This is a genomic window from Paenibacillus sp. IITD108, assembly GCF_036541265.1.
Taxonomy (GTDB): Bacteria; Bacillota; Bacilli; order Paenibacillales; family Paenibacillaceae; genus Pristimantibacillus.
On record NZ_JAZHCT010000028.1, the window covers coordinates 17,925 to 40,506 of the forward strand.

General features: G+C 45.9%; 14 protein-coding genes. 1 reads left to right on the plus strand and 13 read right to left on the minus strand.

Annotated elements, in window-relative coordinates; genetic code table 11:
- Position 1: 1 nt before the first annotated feature.
- From V1L65_RS21120 to V1L65_RS21140, 5 genes are all read right to left on the minus strand, one after another.
- Complete coding sequence (locus V1L65_RS21120; protein WP_331701236.1) at positions 2 to 898, minus strand: amidohydrolase family protein; 897 nt, start codon at positions 896 to 898, stop codon at positions 2 to 4.
- On the minus strand, positions 895 to 1,770 hold the full coding sequence (locus V1L65_RS21125; RefSeq protein WP_331701237.1) for a carbohydrate ABC transporter permease: 876 nt from the start codon (positions 1,768 to 1,770) through the stop codon (positions 895 to 897). Before V1L65_RS21125 ends, V1L65_RS21120 begins: the two co-directional genes overlap by 4 nt.
- A 27-nt stretch (positions 1,771 to 1,797) precedes the next feature.
- Complete coding sequence (locus V1L65_RS21130; protein ID WP_331701238.1) at positions 1,798 to 2,697, minus strand: ABC transporter permease; 900 nt, start codon at positions 2,695 to 2,697, stop codon at positions 1,798 to 1,800.
- Between the two features lie 12 nt (positions 2,698 to 2,709).
- Positions 2,710 to 4,290, minus strand: coding sequence for an extracellular solute-binding protein (locus V1L65_RS21135; RefSeq protein ID WP_331701239.1), 1,581 nt, complete (start codon positions 4,288 to 4,290; stop codon positions 2,710 to 2,712).
- Positions 4,291 to 4,375: 85 nt separating this feature from the next.
- Positions 4,376 to 7,285 carry an S-layer homology domain-containing protein gene (locus V1L65_RS21140; protein ID WP_331701240.1) on the minus strand — a complete coding sequence of 970 codons (2,910 nt, stop codon included), beginning with the start codon at positions 7,283 to 7,285 and terminating at the stop codon, positions 4,376 to 4,378.
- A 205-nt stretch (positions 7,286 to 7,490) separates the two neighbouring features.
- Here V1L65_RS21140 and V1L65_RS21145 point away from each other — a divergent pair, with 205 nt between their 5' ends.
- Positions 7,491 to 8,405: an AraC family transcriptional regulator gene (locus V1L65_RS21145; RefSeq protein ID WP_331701241.1), complete on the plus strand. Its 915-nt coding sequence runs from the start codon at positions 7,491 to 7,493 to the stop codon at positions 8,403 to 8,405.
- A gap of 124 nt (positions 8,406 to 8,529) precedes the next feature.
- Here the strand turns inward: V1L65_RS21145 and V1L65_RS21150 are convergent, their stop codons facing one another.
- From V1L65_RS21150 to V1L65_RS21185, 8 genes are all read right to left on the minus strand, one after another.
- Positions 8,530 to 9,321 (minus strand): alpha/beta hydrolase, encoded by a 792-nt coding sequence (locus V1L65_RS21150; RefSeq protein ID WP_331701242.1) that lies wholly within the window; start codon positions 9,319 to 9,321, stop codon positions 8,530 to 8,532.
- 477 nt (positions 9,322 to 9,798) lie between these two features.
- Positions 9,799 to 11,115 carry a DegT/DnrJ/EryC1/StrS family aminotransferase gene (locus tag V1L65_RS21155; protein WP_331701243.1) on the minus strand — a complete coding sequence of 439 codons (1,317 nt, stop codon included), beginning with the start codon at positions 11,113 to 11,115 and terminating at the stop codon, positions 9,799 to 9,801.
- 91 nt (positions 11,116 to 11,206) lie between these two features.
- Entirely contained in the window at positions 11,207 to 14,791 is a 3,585-nt protein-coding gene (locus V1L65_RS21160) for an S-layer homology domain-containing protein (protein ID WP_331701244.1), read from the minus strand.
- Between the two features lie 35 nt (positions 14,792 to 14,826).
- Complete coding sequence (locus V1L65_RS21165; RefSeq protein ID WP_331701245.1) at positions 14,827 to 16,440, minus strand: amidohydrolase family protein; 1,614 nt, start codon at positions 16,438 to 16,440, stop codon at positions 14,827 to 14,829.
- Positions 16,437 to 17,315: a carbohydrate ABC transporter permease gene (locus tag V1L65_RS21170; protein WP_331701246.1), complete on the minus strand. Its 879-nt coding sequence runs from the start codon at positions 17,313 to 17,315 to the stop codon at positions 16,437 to 16,439. The genes V1L65_RS21165 and V1L65_RS21170 overlap by 4 nt, the downstream gene beginning before the upstream one ends.
- A 13-nt stretch (positions 17,316 to 17,328) precedes the next feature.
- Complete coding sequence (locus V1L65_RS21175) at positions 17,329 to 18,291, minus strand: ABC transporter permease (RefSeq protein ID WP_331701247.1); 963 nt, start codon at positions 18,289 to 18,291, stop codon at positions 17,329 to 17,331.
- Between the two features lie 107 nt (positions 18,292 to 18,398).
- A complete protein-coding gene (locus tag V1L65_RS21180) occupies positions 18,399 to 20,009 on the minus strand; it encodes an extracellular solute-binding protein (RefSeq protein WP_331701248.1) in 1,611 nt (536 codons plus the stop codon).
- A gap of 176 nt (positions 20,010 to 20,185) precedes the next feature.
- Complete coding sequence (locus V1L65_RS21185) at positions 20,186 to 22,516, minus strand: helix-turn-helix domain-containing protein (RefSeq protein WP_331701249.1); 2,331 nt, start codon at positions 22,514 to 22,516, stop codon at positions 20,186 to 20,188.
- Positions 22,517 to 22,582 lie beyond the last annotated feature (66 nt).

The window sequence follows — 22,582 nt, forward strand, 5'->3', positions numbered from 1 at the left end:
TTCAAGGAACAAGCTTCAACGAATTACCTGCATATATTTTATAAAGTACTTCTTCAGTAAATCCGGCTCCGTTCAAAAACAATTGCAAATTATTATCCCAGCAATCGCGTCCATAAAGGACACGGTCTTGAAATTCCAGCAAAAATTCTTTTCCAAAGGAAGGTGTTCTGGTCAAGGCGTTATAACCGGAATAAGCCGATAAATCGCAGTACAAATTATCGTATGTGCGCATCATTTCAATCACTTTGCCACCGGAAACTATTTCACCTTGAGGGTAACTCATAGTTTGATAGAGATCATCACCGGAAATATGTGCCCAAAAACCAGGACCATGGCCAAGAAACACTGTATCGGGACAAGCTCTGACAAGCCGCTCAAAAGCCTCAATTCCTCCGCCATACCAATAACCTGGCTGTGCGAAAGGTCCTTCCTCCTCCACGCCATAATTAACTTCAACGATAACTGGCAGTTCCTTCTCGCCGCAATAACGAAACAAACTTATCGCATCCGGATGATCATATGTCATCCGGAGCATAATTTCACCGCACACCCGAACACCGTACAGCTCAATAGCCGCCTCCATCTTTTGAATAACATGGGGCTGACGCGGGTCAGGCGCGTATCCTAATACAAATTTATCAGGGGCATTTCTGACATACTCCAAACAATGGGCAAAAGGTATGGCTGCATCCTCCGTTCCAAACGTCTTCGGGTGATAAACAGGCCATGCTTCATGCTCAGGCGTCTCCAATGAAAGCAGCCATGTTCGGTCTATATTGAATCGTTTCATATTTTCCAGCGTCTTCTCCAGATTCATCATCTGATAATACGGGTGATTATGTGAATCGATAATCATAAATGGTTTCTGCTCCTCTCTAAAAACATTGTCTCTCTTCATTCCTTCAACGAACCAAGCATTGCACCTTTGACAAAGTACTTTTGCAAAAACGGGTAGACAATCAATATCGGAAACGTGGCGAACAAAATAATTCCCGCTTTCATCATCTCGGGCGTAGCTGGTCTTACGATATCCATTGTTCCCGGTGTTGTTATGGTCTGCAAATTGTCTTCTATTACCAAGTTTCGCAGCAATACTTGAATGGGAAGCAACGTTTTGGTTCGAATATAGATTAACGCTGAAAAATAGGCATTCCATTGCCCCACGGCATGAAATAATGCAATGGTAGCAATTACGGGAGTGGACATCGGAATCGCAATTCTCCAATAGTTTCCAAACTCCCCGCAGCCATCAATTTTTCCCGCTTCCAAAATTTCTCCAGAGAGACCCTGAAAGAATGTTTTCATAATGATGACATTGAAGGCGGACAATGCGCCAGGCAGCATAAGCGCCCATAATGTATTTTCCATATACAGAGATTTGACTAATAAATAACTTGGAATAAGCGGCAAAGAGAATACAAACGTTACAATAATCCCTTTCAATACAAGACCGCGAAACGGCATTTGCGGCCGGGAAAGAGCATAGGCTATTGTCGATGTAAATAAGAGAGCAATTAAAGTGCCAACAACGGTAATATAAACACTAACCCCCATCGCTCTCCACATTGAATCCGTATTGAAGATTGTTTTGTATACTTCGATATTGAATTCTTTCGGCCAAAAATAAACCAGCTTGGCTCCGACATATTTGGGAGAACTGAGAGAGACCGCAAACAAATGAATAAGCGGAGCCAGCATAGACAGACTAAGGATCACTAATAACACGTCATTAATAGAGTGAAACAAGCGATCGGACCGATAAGTCGGCATGAAAATCTCCTCCTTGAGACCAACAGGCTAATAGATACTTTCACCTGTCGATTTTTTGCTAAGGTAGTTTACCCCTACTATAAATAGCAGTCCGATAACCGACTTGAATATCCCGATCGCTGTAGTAAGACTGAACTGAGCGCCCAGCAGACCGATGCGATACACATAGGTGTCAATTACTTCCCCTACGGGACGTACGAGCGGATTAATAAAAATCAACACCTGCTCTACATTCGTATCCAGCACACTGCCAATGCGGAGCAGGAACAAAACAATAATGGCAGGCATTAGCGAGGGCAGCGTAATGGACCACATCTGCCGCCAACGTCCAGCTCCATCTACCATCGCCGCTTCATACAGACTCGGGTTTATGCCGGCAAGCGCTGCCAAATAAATAATCATTCCCCAGCCTGCTTCCTTCCAAATTCCAACCGATACCAGCATGCCGCGAAACGTATCTGGATTCGTAATGAAATCCTTGGGCGCTGCCCCGATACTGCTCAAAATGGTATTCAAAAACCCGTCTAGCGACAATAAATTAATAAAAATGCCGCCTACGATAACCCATGAAAGGAAATGGGGCAAATATAATAATGTCTGAACGGAGCGCTTAAGCCACATTCTGCGCATTTCATTCAATAACAGCGCCAGCACTAGCGGAGCAGGAAAGCCAAATACAATAGATAAAAAACTAAGGATAAGTGTGTTTTCTAAAATTTGATAAAATTCTCGAATAGAGAACATCATTTTGAAATTGTCCAGACCTACCCACGGACTTTTGACGATCCCGTCAAAGATGCTGTATTTTTGAAAAGCAATTATGTTCCCGCCAAGAGGTATATAATTGAACACCAAAAAATGCAAAATCCCCGGCAATGCAATTAAAAACAGGATGACGGCGTCTTTCTGACGGACTTTTCTAAACATGAAATCCTCCTATCATTGCATACCCTTCGACTTCTTGTACCATTCTGTCGCTTCTTGTATCGCTTCATCGCCGCCATGCTTCTTCCACTCCGCCACAAATTTATCGAAGCTGCTATCTATCTCTTCCTTGCCCGTTACCACTTTGGCGAACATATCCAGAAATAATGTCCCCGCTCCCCGTCCCAGTTCAGGACGAGCTTTCATCGCTTCAAGTACGGGCATATGCATCGCTTCGTTCTGATATATCGATTGATTGGCCGCTTCAAGACCTTGTTTCAACAACTCCGCATTCGGATCTACATCAAGCACCAGCGGCTCCAGCCTTCCATCCCTCCGCGGATTAATCACCGTGCGGAACATCTCAGATTCATCAATCTCTGCATTTGCATAACGGGTAGGATCAAATTTCACCTTGCCTTCTTCTATCGAGTAATTGTGTCCCTCAATACCATAGGCAAAAAATTTCTCTGCTTCTTCCGACGACCATGCCCAATCCAAATATTTAATCACATTCTCCGGGTTTTTATTGGAGGACGGAATCACATATACATAACCGATCTGCTCGTGCTGCGGCGTAAGCCCCTGCCCTTTTGGACCAACAGGCCCTGGCAGCATTGCTATTTTCACATCTTTCTCGTTTACAAACAGATCCGAATGCCATTCGGTATTATATTCCGGAACGTCGTGTGTCCACATGGCAGCTTTGCCTTGCTTGATTCCCGCCCGCCAATCCGACCCTTTGTTGGTGAACAAATTTGGATTGATATAGCCTTTGTCGTATAGCATTTTCCAAAATGCCAGACTCTCCTTCATCTCCGGTTGAATTAACCCTGGAACAAACTGACCGTCGCGATATATCCATTCATCCGGATGAACGCCAAATTCTTTAAAAAACAGATCACTGCCGTAATCAAGATTTTCTCTGACGTAAAAACCATATTCGTCACTAGGGTCGCCATTACCATTCATATCATTGTTTTTAACTGCTTCAAAAAATTCCAAATATTCATCCAGTGTTTTGGGCTGCGGCAGATTTAACTTATCCAGCCAGTCCTGTCGGATATATACGACGCGATAAGCAGGTACAGCGGACAGATAGGGAATACCGTATATTTTTCCATCTTTCGATACCTTCGAACTTTCCCAGGCGCTTTGCGGCACATTTTTCAATATGTTCTGGCCGTATTGCTCCAATAGCGGGGTCAGATCCGTAAAGATATCTTTTTCAACCGCTCCCGGATGCATAGTCGAAATAATGCTGTCTGTCCTGATCACATCAGGCAAATCACTCGAAGCGAAACGAACCGTCAGCTGCTGCGTGTAATCATTGCCATGACCTAAAAATTCATAATGCAGATCATAACCGGACAACTTTGACAGTTCCTCTCTATAGATGTCGCTATCATCCTTATACTGCATGGCATAAGGCGACATAATATGCGAGAGCAAGAAATCAATGCGCGGCGGCTTATCTCCCTCAGCTTCCCCGCCGTTCTCATTGTTTTTACTGCCGCACGCAGACAATAAGGATGATAAAACTAAAATAACAGCAGCAATGGTGCCCACATGCTTCAACTTACCCCTTTTAATCATTTAAACGTCTCCTTTTTCTTTATTTTAAGGGGGGTGGATTGATCGGATTTTGTCTCGATAATCCCCCCTTAGACCATATGTCCGACTACTTTTGCAAATCAAGCACTCTTAACAGCAGCACTACCGTTTCAGCGCGGGTTGCTTGAGCATCCGGCATAAATCTGTTATTGCTCCGTCCATGCCAAATGCCAACACTTCTGCCGGCTTCTATCGCATCCTTCGCCCAGCTTGGAAAGCTGTCCTCGTCAGCAAATTTTGCTGCTTTTGTGGCCGTTTGCTGGATATGAAAGCTTCTTGCCATCATAACGGCCATCTCCGCTCTGGTGATCGGACGATCCGGCCGGAAGCTTCCGTCCTTATAACCGTTTACGATACCTAACTGCACCGCTTGTGCTACGGCTTTCTTTGCCAAACTATCCATTTGTCCGCTGTCCGTAAATACAAGCACCCCCTCTTTTTCCTCCAGCTGTAAGGCATTAATCAGCATTACGGTAAACTCGGAGCGAGTTATTGCATGATCAGGCTTGAAGGCTCTCTCTTTATTACCGAGGATAAGCTTTGCCGCTGCTGCTCGCTTGATAAAGCTTTCCGCCCAATGTCCCCGAATATCATCAAACGGGGTCTCTTCCTCGTTTGTACTGCCCCCGGCATTCTCTGTTTTATGAACAGTAAGTGTATACGTTTTTCGGCTTTTGTCCTCCGCATGAACGGTAAAAGTCAATAGATTCACTCCTTCCGTCAATTCAATTTCCTCTTCGCTCCCTAATAATCGATCCTGATAAGTCACCTGCGCCGCAGCATGTTCACTGCTCGCCTTTACTACAATCCTAGACGCATTTGTATCTGCTTGATAAGCAGTTTCTTTTGGATCGAAGGTAGGATTGATGACGATAGATTCGCCGCCAGCCCATAGTTCAAGCGATTTTAAATTAGTATTATTAGATAACGTATAAACAGGATTATGCGAAGAGCCCGGATTATTTGGCAAATCCTTTTCAAGAACAAAGACGCCGCTGCCTATTGCAGGCAACTGAAAAGTAATGGCATTTGATTGAACAACACTGGCAATGCTGCCTTGTGTCTGATTTTGCACCTTCCATCCTTGCGGCATGGCAACCGTCACAGATTTTGCCTCGTAATAAGGATTAGCCATGATCAGATGCAATTGCTGACTATGCTCGAAAGCGGCAATTTCCACTGCCGGATCTGTATCCAGCACGTTCAAATCAACGGGTTGATTAGTCATAATAACAGGAATGACCGGTTCAAGCTGCTCCATCATTTGCAGGACATACGGCCAATTTTGCAAAAATGTATCTTCATCCGGCAGTCGGTTCCTGTCCGGGAACCACAAATCAAAGAAGGAATAGAAGATTAAACCTTTTGAGCCATGAATCAGATCCTGATAGGCTTGATTGAGCATTTCTTCGGCATTAGGCTGATTGGGCGCACGCCAATCGTAATAAACGGACAGATCATGCATTTGCGCTACCATCCACATTCCTTTGGCGCCCCGTGTAACATTAGCCGTATGTTTGGCAAAAGTGGACGTCATCGTCAGATCGGTATCCTCGCCGTTGTGATCTCCTACCGGATAAGGATCGGTAGCCAGCACATCCGTTACAGGGTAGTACTCCTCCAATATGCCCATTGTGTTGGATACTTGCAGGACCGGATGGTTGGGATCCAGCTCTTTAATAAGCTGATACATTCTTTCAAATTCAGGCATCCAGCTTAAATCGAATTCATCGTTTATATACCAGGCGAGCAATGCCGGATGGTCTTTCAAATCGGTAATATACTGCTCAGCAACCTCGAAAGGATCTTGGCCATCACTCCTGTTTTTCGCTTCATCTCCCAAATAAATATCAACCAGATTATAGATCACCTTAAAGCCGTACTGGTGGGCGCGATCCAAAAACTGCACGGCATCCGCTGCCTCGCCGTAAGTGTAGGATAACAATGTGTTAAACCCGGCATCCGCTATTTTTTGCAGGTTCTCATTGCTATGCGACCAATCACGAATCAGATAAGTTCCCAGCGGAAAAAACTTTTCATTATTAATTACTGTAAAACCATCTCGATCAATATAAATTTGAGGCATTTGCTGCTGCACTGTAATTTCATACTGCTCACTTTGTCTAATTTGCTGCTCGCTGTCCAGCAGCTCAATTCGCCATACATACTTGCCTGCTGACAAAGGAGCAGCAGGTTGAAATTGTATTTCTGAATTGCCGTTCGTTGCGGGAAGCGTTTCCATAAATACGGATTGATTGTTCTCATCCCGTACTTCATGACCAATAGAAAAACCCGTTTCATTAGCTGACAGACGGTTAATTAAATCTACTTTCCATGGTTCGGTACTACTGCTTAACGCAATTTGACGATAATTGGGATAAGTCAAATACGTTTTCATCAGCTGCGGCATTTCCCTTTGCACGATTACATCGTCAAACCACACTTTGCCAACCGTTTGCGGCCGCAAATAGAGGCCTATGACGACACGAGCGGCATTGGGAGGAATAATCGCCTTGCCCTTTACTTCCTGCCAATCGAATGTGCCAAGCAAAGCTGCGGGAAACACCCCATCGATGTATTTGTTATTTGCATCATAGCTTTGAACAAATACCGCAGCTCCATCTTCAGAAGTGGGTGGCAATCCAGTCTGCTGCTCGATATCCTCCCCTTTGATCCACACGCTGAATTGAATCGTTTCTCCAGGATTAGCCGGAATATCTTGCATAAACAGTTCATAGTTATTGGCATCATTGTTCTCATAGAACAAGCTGTTGCCCTCGCTTCTGAATACGTTAGAATCAACTGACGCCGTACCTTGCGGAATATTCCAAAAAGAAAGCTGTTGTTCAAAACCGCCGTTTTTTACCAAATTCCCGCCGCTATTACTGGCATCCCCATCCCCAAAAACGGCTTGCGGAGCGCTTGTCGCCAATACTGCAATGATCAACAGCCACATCCATCTCATTCGCATCTTCATCCCGTATCCCCCAATCTACTCAATTTAAGCTTTCAGCCTTGCCGAACAATAGATGTATTCAACAGGCTTAACTCCAAGTATAGTCAATCTTTCTAACATGAAAATGCACGGTAAGGACATCTTATGCGAAATGTTGTCCCGTTTACGCAGTCTTGGCCGATATGATATTATAAAGGCTAGATCACGGTATGATCGGAGGCAGTCAATGAGAGCAAATGATCTGATTCCTTTGGAAAATATAAACATTAAAGTTGGCATTGGACCTATTTTGTTTGATATTTTGCTGGACAAAGCCTTCTCTGCCGATGTGCGGCATTTCTCTGCAACCGTCACTCATACCCACCCGGCTTATGAATTGCAATTCATTACAAGAGGCAGCGGATTATGCACAATTGGAAGTCAAACGGTGCCAATTGCAGCCGGAGACGCCATATTAATTGCTCCACATGTCTACCATAAATTCAACGGATGCGAAGATTTGGCAAGGAGCTACATGCAATTCACTTATTCCATTCGCAAATCTTCGGACGACTTGTTTCCGGAAGCTGAAGCCAATGATTTTTCGCAAGCGCTGTCATCTGTCCAAACCGTTGTTCTGATTCAACAGGCAACTTCTATCTTTCGACTGAAAGACTTGATCAGCAACGAACTGCATGAACACTCATTCGGCAGCTACGTAAAGGTGCAGGGACTGTTTATGCAGCTGTTCGCAGAGCTGTTGAGGGCAATGTACAAAACTTCTTTTTTGCAGCAACAGCCCCGCTTTCCGCTAAGAACAAAAGATGACAGCCGTACACAAATTATTGATTTGTTCTTTGAAAAAATCATCGAACAACCATTAAATATTGAGCAACTGGCTGAAGAATTGCATTTGAGCGTCAAACAAACCTATCGTGTCATCCAACAGCTTTATGGGAAATCCTTCAAACAAATTGTAAAGGAATCGCAAATTGAAAGAGCGAAAGAGCTTCTTGTATCCGGTCCGCTTACGCTGCGCCAGATTTCGGATTTGCTGGGTTATGCTGAACCTGGACATTTTTCCCGTCAATTTACTGCAACTACAGGCCTTACTCCCAACGAATTTCGCTTGCGGTATGACCGAAGTCATAAACAATACTGAGAATTATATTTCTGGCAATCCGCCCAACGAAAATACGCGTTTCGGAATTTATCCTGAGATTGAGATACAAGATAAATTTGGAAACGCGTATTTTGATGCTGTCAAAAGCTGTTGACTTATTCCCCTACTCGTATCGAGCGAGAAATGCTTCCAAGATGCTTAATGCTTCTTGCTGCTGCTTACTCGTTACCCCATAGAAGAAACCATGTTCCGCCTCAGGAAATAAAACAGTCTCGGCATATGAACCATGCTGCTTAATCTCTTTCTCTAACTCATAAATATAACTATGCGGAAAATACTCTTCCTTGCCGACAATAAGAAAAAGGAAATCGGGCACATCTGGGTGAACTCGAGCTAGTGGAGACGCTTGCCGAAATAGCTGCTCGTTTTCTCCATAGCGCGCACCTATAACTTGCTCAATGCTCACTTTAATTTCTTCATTCATATCCTTCCATTCCTCTAACGTACCCGGCCCATTGATGGACACACAAGCAGCGGGATACTGCCAATTTCTCCTCAGATCAGTCTCAATAACCCACTCATCAGGCTTTGTCATAGCCAATAGTGAAGCAAGATGTGCACCGGCAGAGCTACCGAGCACAATTATCCGTTCTATCTCATTCCCATACTGATCTCTCAAACAGTTAACAAATAACCGATAACCGACAACAATATCGCCCATTTGATCAGCCAATTGAACAGTTGGAGCAAGCCGGTACCCTGCTGTTGCACATGCATACCCTTTCATTGCGAAATATTGCAAATGGGTATGAAAGGCTTCCCTTTCGCCCGCTGACCATCCTCCGCCATGGATGTAGAACAGCGCGGTTTTATGCGCAAGTTCCCCAGGCAATGCTATATCTATGGCGCGTCTTGCAACCTCCTCTTGCTCATAGAAATGCGTAAATATCTCCATCTTTACCCCTCCCGTTGAAACGTCGAATAATTGTGGATAAGACAACAAGCACTGGAAAAGGACAGTGCTGCGATCAAGACTGGACTTAAGACCGCTGTTGTACGCCAATTTTCAGGTTACATAAGCCCTATTAAAGGGTAAAATTGTGATACAAAGGCGGCCACTACCGTTTCTCCAGTTCCAATCTTGCTCTCCGCTTCCCCTTTCCTTGCTTCACATATCATTGTCCACAATTAATCGAAATCTCCCATCCGAGCTGCGGCGATTGCATCAACGGACAACCCGGTTAATATTGTTGCTTTCGCCTTTTAATATAAATAATATATCAATTAATATACTTTATCTTCCTGTGAACATCAATTGCATAAATCCTTTAGACGCTTCCCATCCTCATTCCCTTGCCATTATGGCACAAACAACAAACACAGCGCCATGGACCATCCAATTCACTGTGCTTGTTATTTTCATAGTCCGCCGTTATTTTTGTTTAAAAAAGTTCCAACTGCCAATCCGCTTCGGATTACCTGTGTCCCCGTCCAGTAACTCTTTGTAGTTTGCAATAACTTTGCGAAAAGCTTCCACATATTGATCAATAATATCTGGCTTATACTGTTTAAACCACGGAACGGTGTAGACGCGCGACGCAATATTTTCAGATATAGGCAAGCTGCCTGCTGGTTGGCGAATATCACGCACGCTATTAGCAATCACCGTCGGTCTGCCGTGGCCATACACATCGACCACATGCTGTAGTGGGTGCAGATGAAGAGGCAGATTGCAGCCTGCATCAATAGGGACTCCTTCCGCCCGGACTGCTTCACAGAACCGAGTGACGGATAGTCCGTCCAGCTCTTCAGGGATATAATGGCCGCGAACCGCATACCAGCCTCCCATCGTGCTATCCGAGTCTTTGGCAGGCCGATGCGCCTTGATCCCCGGAACTCCCTCCAAGCAATCCCAGAAATAGTTCATCGCTTTGTCAATCTCTGCAATTCTTTCATCATAATATTTCAATTGAACCCTGCCGATCGCAGAACTGACTTGATGCATGCGGAATTTGTAACCGCCAAATGGCAGGCCGGCATACGGCTTTAACTCTTCCGTCTGGATATCATCGTTAAATCGCTCATAATGGCCAAATGCGATAGCACGTTCATAAATTTCCCTGTCATTTGTTACAAAAATACCAGCTTCTCCAATCGCAAGTGATTTGCCCGACATAAGCGACATTGCTCCAACATCACCGGTCGTCCCCACTCTTTGGCCCTTATAATAGCCTCCCATTGCATGAGAGACATCCTCTATCACTTTAATATTATGTTTTTGGGCAATGGCCATAATCGCATCCATATCAGCCGGATGACCCAAGTAATGTACAACAACGATTGCTTTGGTGCGCTCTGTAATACGATGCTCGAGATCATTCGGGTCAAGGCATAGCGTGGTTGGATCAATTTCGGCGAATACAACCGTCGCCCCTAAGGCATAGGCTGGCAATGCCGAAGCCCAGTAGGTGACGCTCGGACAAATAATTTCATCGCCCACTCCCACTTTACAGCCATACATGGCAGCCAATAAGGAGCTTGTGCCGTTATTAAAACCAAGAGCATACTGCATACCGAGCCACTGGGCAAATTCCTTCTCGAATTGCTTCGTAATGTCGGTTCCAGACATCGCTCCGCTGCGAATGACCGCCAAAGCTGCAATCTCATCCTCCTCTGTTATAATGGGCCACTTGAACATTTCCACATGTTCTTCTTTAATCGTTTTTGTACCACCTAGCAAAGCCAGCATTTTCTCCGCCTCCATTTATACATTTAGATAGCATTTTGCCCTTCGCCATACTATTTCAAGGGAACAAGTTTCAATGAATTACCTGCATATATCATGAAACTGGCTGGCCGCTCTGTGCTCTAAGCAGCATAACAACTGCTTCTGCTCTGGTAGCCATTTCATGTGCTGCAAACCGGTTCCCTTCCCGTCCCTGGATGAGATGAGCCTGAACCAAAGCCGCGATATAGCCTCTAGCCCAATTCGGAAATGCAGCATCGTCGGCAAATCCAGTTGTCGGACTGCCGGCCGCTGGGACTTTAATGGCACGGGCGATCATCGCTGCCATTTCAGCCCTTGTGATGGCGTTGGACGGTCGAAAACTGCCATCCTCATAACCAACAACAATTCCCAACCGACTTGCTGTGGAGACCGCCGAAACCGACCATGCGGGAATCTTTTGTTTATCTGTAAAGCTCAGCCTGACGGCTTCATTGGGCCAAGCCGATGCCCTCGATAATAAAACTACAAACTGTGCTCTATTTATTGCCTGATCTGGCCGCATCAGCCCGTCTTCATATCCTTTGAGCCAGTTCAACTCAAGTGCTTTGCTCAGCGCTTCCTCGGCCCAATGTCCTCGAATATCCAGAAATCGGCTTTGTTCATATCCCGTCTGACTCCCATCTCGCACTTCCTTCTCTTCCTGCACATCTGCGGGCTCCGTCGGATCAGATGAAGTTTCAGACTGAGGCGGCTGTGCAGGCTCCACCGGAACCCCTGGTTCCTCAGTTGGCTGACCCAACGCCTCCGCCCAGTCGTATAACGCTACAGCGGTCAGCCGATCCTTCTTGGCCGGCGCCGATTCCCCCGGTTGAAGCACTTGCATCAGCACTGGCAATCTCGCTTGCTTTGTATCGCTCAGATGGAGCGACAATTTCTGCGAAGGTGTGTGTGAACTCTGATCAGGTGTAATCGGATTCGTTATTTGATCCGATGGGTTTGGCGAACCTGGAAACGGTTTGGCATCCTGCACAACGAACTCGGCGCCGTTTACCGCTTCGGCCAGCCCTACCCACAGCCGTTTACCATTTTTCTGTAAGATGGCAGATTGTTTGTCTGACGCTATCTCAGCCGTCACTTCTCCATTCAGATGCATAAACCACCAGATCTCTCCCGGCTCATCCAGCATGATTTCGTCTTGCACAAGCACTTGTTTTCGATCGTTCAGGAGTGCGATTCCTCGCTTCACATCAACCGCATCATGCAAACTGTAGGCCGTGCTCAAATCCATGATGCCGTATGCCAGATCCGATCTAGATTCAAATTCAGTCAGGGCTGTCGATGCCAAGGGATTCTGGTCGGGGACAGACTGCCATGGGTCATTTGTCGTTTTAGGATTGATAACTAGTGTGTTATGACCCTCGGCACGATTAATATAATATTGCCAACGATATCCGTTCGGACCGTTGTTATAATAATAAGTCCAATCATCGCGACCCATTCCCATATCCTCTGCCCAGCGCTCCCCCGCCGCCTCAACAATGAAAGAACCTAGATCCAAGTCGGCATGAGATCCATTATTGTCGCCCGCCTTGAATGCTACGAATATAGCTTCAGGATCCTCCCAACTGCTTCGCATTGAAGCAACTTGAGAATCTGAAAATAATCGATCGAGCGGCACCTGGCCTAAGATCGATGGTGTCATGTGTTCAGGCTGATACCAAAGCGATGAAAGTGGATATACACCCCAGGTATTAGCTGCTATATCTGTGTATAACGCTTGATACTGCGTGAATTCCGGCTTGTCATAATGCCGCGCCAACCAGAACATCTGATAAAAGTCTGACGTCCCGCTGTAGCTGTCCGAAAAATTATACATTCGTTGTGTCGGGCCTGTCATATAAATTGGGAAGTTGCCTGTATCGGCCATACCTGCGATCTCAGTCAGGTTATGATAACCCTCGCCCAGCGCCGTATCTAGAGCTGCCAATGCCCGAACCAGCATATTCCACATGTAGCTCCAGTACGAAATACCTTCATACCAACCACCATCCGGCGTTGTTTTAGCCAGTGCGACAGGAAGCGAGTTTAACGCATAGGCAAGCACTTCATCCGCTAGTGCCGGAGCGTGTTCGCCCACGGCAAGAGCCGCCATGATCACACCACTGTTGCCTACGACGTTCCAGTTATCGACTCTACCTGGCCATTCAGCTTGGAGATAAGGCGATGCTGTTTCATAACGATAGATGGTTCGAGCTGGCAGTAAACCCTTCGTAATGATCGCATCTCGAATCACCATTCGCTGCTCCTCCGTCCAGGCCTGATAAAACCAGTCATACCCGACTGCTGCACTGATTAGATAGGCTGCATGGTTCAGGAAGTAATCGGGTGACCATCCAGCTTTCGCAGCCAGACTGGCAAGCTCTTCATATCCCCGCTCTGCATAGACCTGATCTTCTGTTACTTGATACATAAATGCCAGTAGTTCAATCCGCTTAATATTCAAAGGATCATATACTTCGTCTTCCAGGATATTCTGAGCTTGCCCTTCCACATCTTCATACCATAACTGCAGATGCGCATCCGTCAACAGATTGGTGTTGAATTCAGTCAATAGTTCATCGGTAACCATCAAGCGTGGATGCTGGCTCGATAGACGATTCAGCCAATCTGGATTGCCTGCGTCTACGCTCACTTCAAGCGTATACTGGGCTGATAAAGAGCCATAATGGGCTGAGATCACTGTTTCACCAGCACTTTTCGCCGTAATCATTCCCGTATAAGGTTCGATCTCCGCTACTGCATTATCACTACTTTGAAAGGTCACCCCGCCGGCTGCATAGGCCATAGTTTTGTCGCCGTACAGAAAAGCAGCACCCTGTTTGATACGATCTCCCACTGCAATGGCGCCAAGATGATCAAGCTCTAATTGAACGGGCAACTTGGTCAATCCCTCCACTTCTTCAGAACTTAGCACCCTGCGATAAATCTGCAGTTCATCAAGGCTAATATTTAACTGATCCATGTAATTCACCATTGTGCCTGCACCTGACGCGCCAACCTTGAACGAATATTCTGAATCCACACTGCCTGGCCGTTGGGACAGATCCACAGATTTATTCTCTAGTTTGACACCGTCGAAATAAAAATGAGCAAATCCATCCCGATCATGCGTAACCGCAGCATGATGCCAGAACCCATCATTTACCTGCCCCATATACACATCCGTAAACTTTTCGTTTCCCTCTGTCGTCAATTGCCACCTCAATTGACCATTTACATCTAGGAAAAGCTGAAGTCCCGTATCATCCATCGCCAGTTTATTGGATATGACCGCCGGCCACCTATCCAACTCGCCAGCCTTGATCCAGAAGGCGATTGTAAAATCGACGTCCTCGCCAAATCCCAGCTCCGAACCAAGATCGATATAGGCCGTGCGCACATCACCATCCAGAAATCGATTAGCGAATGCAACCGCTTGACCAGATACACCCTCTGTCTCGTATGTTAAATTTCCTCCTGCGAGAACAGGCGTCAGCCCGCTGCTGCCTGAATTCGTTAGATCGCCTTCAAATGACATTCGGATAACAGGTTCAGTCAATTCTTCCTCTCCTGCCCATGCAATTCCTGACGGGAGATAAAAACTAATTGCCAGAAGCAAAGACATCCAAATCGAGATCATTCGTTTTCCTGAATTCATCGTGATATAGCGCCCCTTCCGTCCTAATGAATGGATTATTTCAATTTGCAACGTTGCAAAATCCGACGAAAATTATCTCCAAATAGCTGACGCTTATCTTCCAGTGATAGGTTGGCATAGGCCAACCATCCCAGTTGCGGCCGTGGATCACGCATAGGCGAATCCGTGCCGAACAGGATTTTGCGAGCGCCTACCTGTTCGGTCAAATATTCGATTACGCCCAGTGGGACTGATGTATAGGTTAATTGCAAGGTTACATTGTCATGACGCAGAGCTACCTCGGCATACAAATCTGCAATCTCAAAACTGCGTCCCGCATGATCCATGAAAATCTGGACTTGCGGGTAACAAGTAGCCAACTCATCAATCCATTCGACATACTGCTGGTCGGCAATCAACGCAGGATCTACCAGCGCGTATAAGTGCCGTTCATTAGCAAGTTCCCACCAAGGCTTGTATACGGGGTCCGTATACGCTGTATGCGACAAATAATAATAAGGCTTCATACCTGCAAATTGCTTTTCCAAGTGCCACTTGCGTGCTTCTGCGGCTACATCACGCGTATAGTTCGGATCTATCACTGCGTAGCAGTTAACCTCTTGCGGATAGCGGCTGCGGGCTTGTTCGGCTATCACATTGCCGGCTGCAGCATCACCACCGTTGATGCCTGCCCAAGGAGCGATCGACATAGAGCGGATCCCCAGCCTTCGATACATCGCCATCATTGCATCGATATCCCCGCCAAGCATCGGCAGCCCGCTCCCCGTACGCCCGCCATCTTCAATCAGATGTGTATGTGAATCAAGTACATTCACTGCATCGATCGCAACCCCCTTGGCAGCTTGGAATGTAATGGCATCAGCCTGAAAGACCGCCGTTGGCGGCTTAATTCCCAGCAGTTTGCTCAAGTTCTCGCCAGCGATCAGTTGCTTGGCACGGTAGGGGATATCGGCATAGTCAATCATCGCTCGGGCTGCACCCGGACTTTTATACGGCATGCCGCTTCCATAAAATATACGTTCGGCGCCATAACGCTGATAGAGTGTTTCTATGATTCGATTGCTCTGCAGACTGGACAGATCAATCCCTAACCGCGGATAAGCATCCATCAGCGGAAATAGCCGGCGTTCTTGTCCCCAACAGCATCCTAGCAGAAGCACCGACAGATGGGGATGCCGGTCTAAGATCCCGTCAAGTTGAGCAAACGAAATCTCATCGGATTGAATAAACAAAGGAATCTGTGCACGTTCCAGCTCTGTCAGTAAAGCGCCGACTGTCCGGTTGTCCAGTTCAAACTGATGCGTGCGCGGAAACATCGTGACTGCACGGATATCATGTTCCCGCAGCGCTTCTATTAACTCGGCTGGTGATGCAAAATCCGTCGCATGATCCGGCAAGACCGCCCAGCAGCCAAATAGCCGCGGGCTTTTGTCGAGTTCCGCAGCCAATCGCCTGTTTCCGTAGTCGGGTGCATGCGTGCGAGACAGTCCATGATGGACAATCGCGCCGGCGATGCCGCAGCGTTCCATCTCGCTGACAACATCCTCTGTTCGCCATACTTGACGATGATGCTTATAGCCGTATTGACCAACGAAAGCATTGCAATCGAAATAGGCTAAGCTGTCCGTTTCAATTAAATGGTCGCTCATTCTTTAATCGCTCCTATCATAACGCCTTTGACAAAATAACGCTGCAGAAATGGATACAGAAGCAGGATCGGCCCCGTTGCCACAATAATCGTGGCATACTTGATGGTTTCCCCTACCATCGCACGATTGTTGGCGGAAATGCCGCTCATCATCTGTTCTGTATTGTTGTTAATTAATATTTCTCTCAGCACAAGCTGCAAGGGGTATAACTCTCGGCTACGCAAGAAAATCGCGGCGCTAAACCAGGAATTCCAATGGGCTACGCCGTAGAACAAGATCATCACAGCGACAACCGGCAACGACAACGGCAAGACGATGCGGAGCAGGATTGTCCAATCATGGGCTCCATCCAAGCGAGCCGACTCTTCCATACTGACAGGTATGGCCTGGAACGAAGTTCGCATAATGATAAAGTTAAACGTACTCATTGCATTCGGAATGATTAATGCCCATAGACTATCGATCATCCCCAGCTCCGACACAACAATATAAAATGGAATCAAGCCTCCGCTGAAAAACATCGTAAACACAATATAAAACGTGATCGCGTTCTTCAGCATCAGATTCGGTCGTGACAAGGCATAGGCAGCCAGTGAAGTCAGTACCAAATTGAGCGCGGTGCCCGCCAGCACAATAACTAACGTGTTAACATATCCGCTTTTGATGACCGGATTCTTAAAAACGGATTTGTAAGCTTCCAGATGAAAGCCTTCCGGCCACCAAATCAGCCCGCGCTGAGCGGTCACCCAAAGAGGGTCGCTTAGCGATGAAACCAATACATACCAAAAGGGATATAGTGTGACTAACATCAGTAACGTTAATGCTAGATAATTAAATAGATCGAACGTTTTTCCACTCCACGAAATATGCCGCATCCGCTCCTCCCCCTTACCACAGTTTAGTTCCTGACAATCGCTTGCTGGCAGAATTAGCGGCTATCAGCAGGGCGAAATTGATTACAGAATTGAACATGCCGATAGCAGCGCTATAACTAAAGCTGGCTTGCAGCAAGCCCTTACGGTACACATATGTCCCAATCACGTCAGCTGTCTCATAAGTCGATGTGTTGTACAACAACAGAATCTTCTCTGTATTGGTTGCCATTAAATTGCCGATCTGCAAAATCAACAAAATAATAATGGTCGGCATAATACCTGGAAGCGTGATATGCCAGACTTGTTTCCAACGATTGGCCCCATCTACTTTGGCCGCCTCATACAAAGATGGATCGATCGCAGACATCGCTGCCAGATAAATAATCGAGCCCCAGCCGACTGTCTGCCAAATCCCCGAACTTATAAATATGGTACGAAAGGAACTAGCCTCCAATAGATAAGCGCGATTCTCCATACCGAACAGATTGCCTAGGACATTATTAATCAGACCATCTCTTGCCAGAAAATCTACAATCAGTCCTGCAATCACAACCAATGACACAAAGTACGGCAAGTAAGTAATCGTCTGAACGATCCGCTTAAACGCTATGCTTCGCAATTCATTCAATAATAACGCCAGAATAATCGGTGCGGTAAAGCCAAAAACCAGATCGTACGAGCTAAGTAACAGGGTGTTCTTCAAGAGTCGCCAAAAATAAAAGCTCGAGAAAAAATCGTAGAAGTGAGCAAGCCCTATCCACTCACTTTTTGCTATACCGGTCATCGGCGAATAGTTTTTGAATGCAATCTGGAGGCCAAGCATCGGAGCATAATGAAAGATCGCATAATAGAGCACAACCGGCACAAGCATCATATAAACATAGCGATGCAAGCGGATATCCCGAACTAGTCGAGCTCGGTACGTATCCCGTCTCGTTGTTATCCATTTATGGGTTTGTTCTACCGAACCCTTCAAGGAAATACCCCCTTTTAATCCATTATATAGGTTTACATTGTTAAAACGAGCCGCTATAGAGCTGAACTGCAAGCGTCAGCTCTATAGTTTTCGTGAATCGCAGATGATTACTTCAGATATCGGTTATACGCTTCTTGCTGAATTTGAATCGCTTCTTTGATGTCCATACTCTCCAAGGTCTTGATATAATCCTCAAACTTGTCGAGCGCTTCGACGCCCATAATGAATTTGTTCGTCATTTCTTGACGATAAGTTTCCAGGTCAGCCATAATAGCACTAAATCGGGTTTGCTCCTCAATCGTCATATACAGAGTTGGCATTAATTTGCTAAAATCTGCCTTGGACCACTGGGCCTGAGCTTCTTTCTGTTCCGCTAGCGTCATGTATTGCTCATATCCATCGGCATTAAACTCGAATGGACCTTGGGTGCCCATTACTGTATACTCCGCCAATGCCTCAGGAATGCTCAGCCCTCTCGGGTTGTTCATGATCAGATCTGTAAAGGTCGGTTTTCCATCTACGATCGTGTAGCTTTCTCCTTCAATCCCAAAATTGTACAAGAGATGTCCTTCTTCTCCATACGCATAGTCCAGCCACTTCACAATTTTCTCGGGATCTTTGGCAGTCGCCGAGATCGCTGCACCTTGCCCGTAGAAAATAGGATCATGATTAGCAAGTGAGGTCCCTCCTTGGCTCAGCGAAGGGAATGGCGTCCCTGATAGTTTAAAACTTGTACCTTTATCCGCCATCAGATTCGTATACCGTCCCAAGTTGCCTCCCAACCAGCCGACAAATGCTCCCACCTGATCGCCCGTTACTTTTGCGTCCATCAGTTGGCCATCGACCGTCACATAATCCTGATCAATCAGACCATTCTTATACCAGCGATTCATGACCGTTAAGAAGTCCTTATAAGCCGACTCAAAAGGACCGTACTTGATCGTATCTTGATCTTTAAAAAAACCAGAAGTAATGCCGAATGCTCCCATAAATGCATAGCTGTACTCCGTATTCACGATATTGTACAATAGCGGGATCTCGTCGGCCTTGCCATTTTCATTGGGATCTTCATCGCGAAAAGCTGTTAAGACATGTTCCCATTCATCAATCGTAGTTGGAACATCCAGTTTTAACTTATCCAACCAATCCTGTCGAATGATCGGACCATTAAAGACTGTTAATCGCGGATCGTCGCCAATCAGTGGAAACACATACATATTGCCTTCCGCGCTCATCACAGCTTTCTTAATATACGGACGCTCTTCGTATAATTTCGATAAATTCGGCGCATGCTCTTCAATCAACTCATTCAAACGCAAAATTTTGTTCTCCGTGATCGCTTTATCCGGATAATGATTGATCCAGTCATAAAAAATAACATCTGGCATTTTACCGGATACCATCATCAGATTAAATTGATCTAGTTCCTGGCCTGTTGGCGGATGCTCGAATTTCACCTTTGTGCCTGTGATTCGTTCCATCTCTTTATACATCGCCATCTCACTATTGTTCATTAATGTAGTGGAACCTTTCGTCACCCAATAGGTAAACGCTTCCGGGTATCCAATCGTCGACGCATTCTGTTCGCCTGTCGACGTAGGATCAACTGATGGTGCTGCCGAGTTGCCAGGCGAAGAATCTTTTTGGCTGCAAGCAGCCAGGGCCGCGACTACCACTGTCGCCAACAGCGTCACGGTAATCTTTCTCTTTTTTTGCATAACTAGTACCTCCCTTGTATAATTTGTAATTTGAATTTGCAGCCTGAATATACAAAGTAGCCAGGCAACGGTTCAACTATACTTCCGCTAGCCTGGCAAAGACAGAATCTTTACTATGGATGCACAGTCCGATCTATATAATTCGGACTATACAATTTAAATCTCACCTATACAATCTATGGATTTGGCTCGTTTTCAGCCATATCGCGATACTTGCCGGGCGTTACGCCCTCCATTTTTTTAAACAACCTAATAAATCCGACTTCATTCGCATAACCAATCTTCTGAGCAATCTCAGAGACGGTCAACGTGGTCGTCAGCAATAATGTTTTCGCCTTACGCACTCGAAGCCGGCTAATAAAATCTGTTACATTTTGGCCGCTGTATTTTTTGAAGAAGGTAGATAAATATTGCGGCGTTAACTGAAAATGCTCCGACATGGAAGTAAGACTTAAATTGCTATCCTGAACATGTTGTTCGATATACACTGTCATACTGTTATATAACTGATGTCGTCGATCGGTTTTTGCTTCCAGCACAACCTTGCATACCTTCTGATACATCTGCTTCGTGTGAACAAGCATGTCCTCTGCAGTAGAGCACTCCGCTAATTGCCGCAATGAATCCGCGGTTAACTCAGCTCGCTCGGATTCGCTTAGCGTCAGTCCCTTGACGATCTTCATCAAAGTCCCCATTAAATCATAGAACAACAATTTCCCCATATCTGGAGATAAAGCTCCTGCGGCCATATTCACTTGATATATATCGTCAAGCAGTTGGTCTGCAGCAGCATCATCTCCACTCCGAGCCAGATTAATCATCTGCGCTTCCTGCTCGGGAGGATAATGATAATATAGGGTCTGAAGCTGGGCAACGTCCCGATAGTAGATGATTACATCTTGTCCATAGATCAGATGATAGTCTAAAGCCTCCAGCGCTTCCTGATAGCATGCAGGAAGAGCATCCAGTCCCTGATGAATATCGCTCACACCGATCGTAATCTGCATCCGAAAGCGTTCATTGGCAGCTTGCTTCAACTCACGAATGAATGAATCCAATCGCTGCACGACATCTTCTAAAGGCTCTTCGCAGTTAATTAGCAGCGCTAAGCGATTCCGCCCCAGCTCTATCGTATATCCATCATCCGAAAGCAGATGACTGCTTAGATTAGATAGTACGAATCTAACCAGTGTCCATTCCTTCTCCGTATCTTCTGTTACAAACTGTCGGCAATCATCGATATGTACAATTATTACCGCATAGCAGTCATGTTCGAATCGAACATCCATAAATGACAAGGATTCATCGTCTATCGTATTCAGGGTGACTTGACCCGCCAATAACCGGGATAGAAAGTTAGACTTAAATGCAGGGATATGTTGGGATAAGGTGCGGCTCAACCTGCTGTTTTCCTCAAACGAACGAACAATCGATTTGCGAATAATATCAAGTTCATTGACTCCCTCTTGCTTGATCTGATCGTCTGAATGCCTAATCGAGCGAACCATCTCTCGCAAGGGACTGTAATAGCGATAGGCCAATACATATGAGCCGAAAGCGCCAGCTACTAGACATAACAGCAGAAGCAACATAGCGCGTTCTTTAATAATATGGACATCAGCCAGTAATGACTCCTTGTCCACCACCGAGATATAGGCCCATCCCTTCTGATCCGTCGTATAGGAAAGCATCCTCGCTTCCCCGCTAATGATTTCTTCTCTTGATCCGCTTCCGTTAGGCAAGTCGATCATGAAGTCCATTTCCCATTGATCACTTGGGGCCGTGGAGAAGAGTACCTGCTGATGTTCATTAACAATATAGATGTCCCCATCGTCGATCTGCTGAGCTTGTTTGGACAAGCTGCGCAACTCCTGATCGTGTATGAAGGCCACAAAGTAGCCCTTGGGCTGAGTCCCTTCACCCGGTGGAAGCGATTGCACATACGCTAACACTCGCTTCGTGCCATCCCGATTCGCAACCGATACATTGGGATAATACTGCCGAAAGCGCGTTCCTGAGAATAAATCAGCACGAATTGTTTCGGCATTCTTACCGTCATAGATCATCAACTCATTAAAAAATGTATCCGCATCCACTTTTCCGGTTGTCGTTAACACACTATCCGTATTTTTCAGATAAACAAATACATCCCAGACAAATAGGTTCAGATTCTGAACCGTACCCAATTCCTGAATTACACTTAAAAAATCCATCTGTCTGCTGCCGTAATAATCATTTATACCTTCACCTAGCACCCATTGCACTCTAGGATTCATAGCAACTTGCAGCATGAGCTTATCCAGCTGGTTAAATTGGCTTTCCGCAGCAATCTTCACCTGCTCAAGCATGGCTAGATGCACCCGATTGGAATCACGAATCATATTTCCTTGGATTTGCTGAAACATAAATACACCGATGAGCATGGGCAACATGAAAATCGAAATATATGAACATAGCAAAGTAAGGAATAAACCGCTTCTAGGCATCGAATTGCGGAACAACTTCATGACATTAACCTCCGGCCGTAAAGTAGTTTCATCATATCTCAATTCCAATCAGTTGGACAAGCCACC

Excerpts from the sequence above, each read along its gene's own strand:
- V1L65_RS21120 (WP_331701236.1), bottom strand. The coding sequence starts at position 898 with ATGAAGAGAGACAATGTTTTTAGAGAGGAGCAGAAACCATTTATGATT.
- V1L65_RS21125 (WP_331701237.1), bottom strand. The coding sequence starts at position 1,770 with ATGCCGACTTATCGGTCCGATCGCTTGTTTCACTCTATTAATGACGTG.
- V1L65_RS21130 (WP_331701238.1), bottom strand. The coding sequence starts at position 2,697 with ATGTTTAGAAAAGTCCGTCAGAAAGACGCCGTCATCCTGTTTTTAATT.
- V1L65_RS21135 (WP_331701239.1), bottom strand. The coding sequence starts at position 4,290 with ATGATTAAAAGGGGTAAGTTGAAGCATGTGGGCACCATTGCTGCTGTT.
- V1L65_RS21140 (WP_331701240.1), bottom strand. The coding sequence starts at position 7,285 with ATGAAGATGCGAATGAGATGGATGTGGCTGTTGATCATTGCAGTATTG.
- V1L65_RS21145 (WP_331701241.1), top strand. The coding sequence starts at position 7,491 with ATGAGAGCAAATGATCTGATTCCTTTGGAAAATATAAACATTAAAGTT.
- V1L65_RS21150 (WP_331701242.1), bottom strand. The coding sequence starts at position 9,321 with ATGGAGATATTTACGCATTTCTATGAGCAAGAGGAGGTTGCAAGACGC.
- V1L65_RS21155 (WP_331701243.1), bottom strand. The coding sequence starts at position 11,115 with ATGCTGGCTTTGCTAGGTGGTACAAAAACGATTAAAGAAGAACATGTG.
- V1L65_RS21160 (WP_331701244.1), bottom strand. The coding sequence starts at position 14,791 with ATGAATTCAGGAAAACGAATGATCTCGATTTGGATGTCTTTGCTTCTG.
- V1L65_RS21165 (WP_331701245.1), bottom strand. The coding sequence starts at position 16,440 with ATGAGCGACCATTTAATTGAAACGGACAGCTTAGCCTATTTCGATTGC.
- V1L65_RS21170 (WP_331701246.1), bottom strand. The coding sequence starts at position 17,315 with ATGCGGCATATTTCGTGGAGTGGAAAAACGTTCGATCTATTTAATTAT.
- V1L65_RS21180 (WP_331701248.1), bottom strand. The coding sequence starts at position 20,009 with ATGCAAAAAAAGAGAAAGATTACCGTGACGCTGTTGGCGACAGTGGTA.
- V1L65_RS21185 (WP_331701249.1), bottom strand. The coding sequence starts at position 22,516 with ATGAAGTTGTTCCGCAATTCGATGCCTAGAAGCGGTTTATTCCTTACT.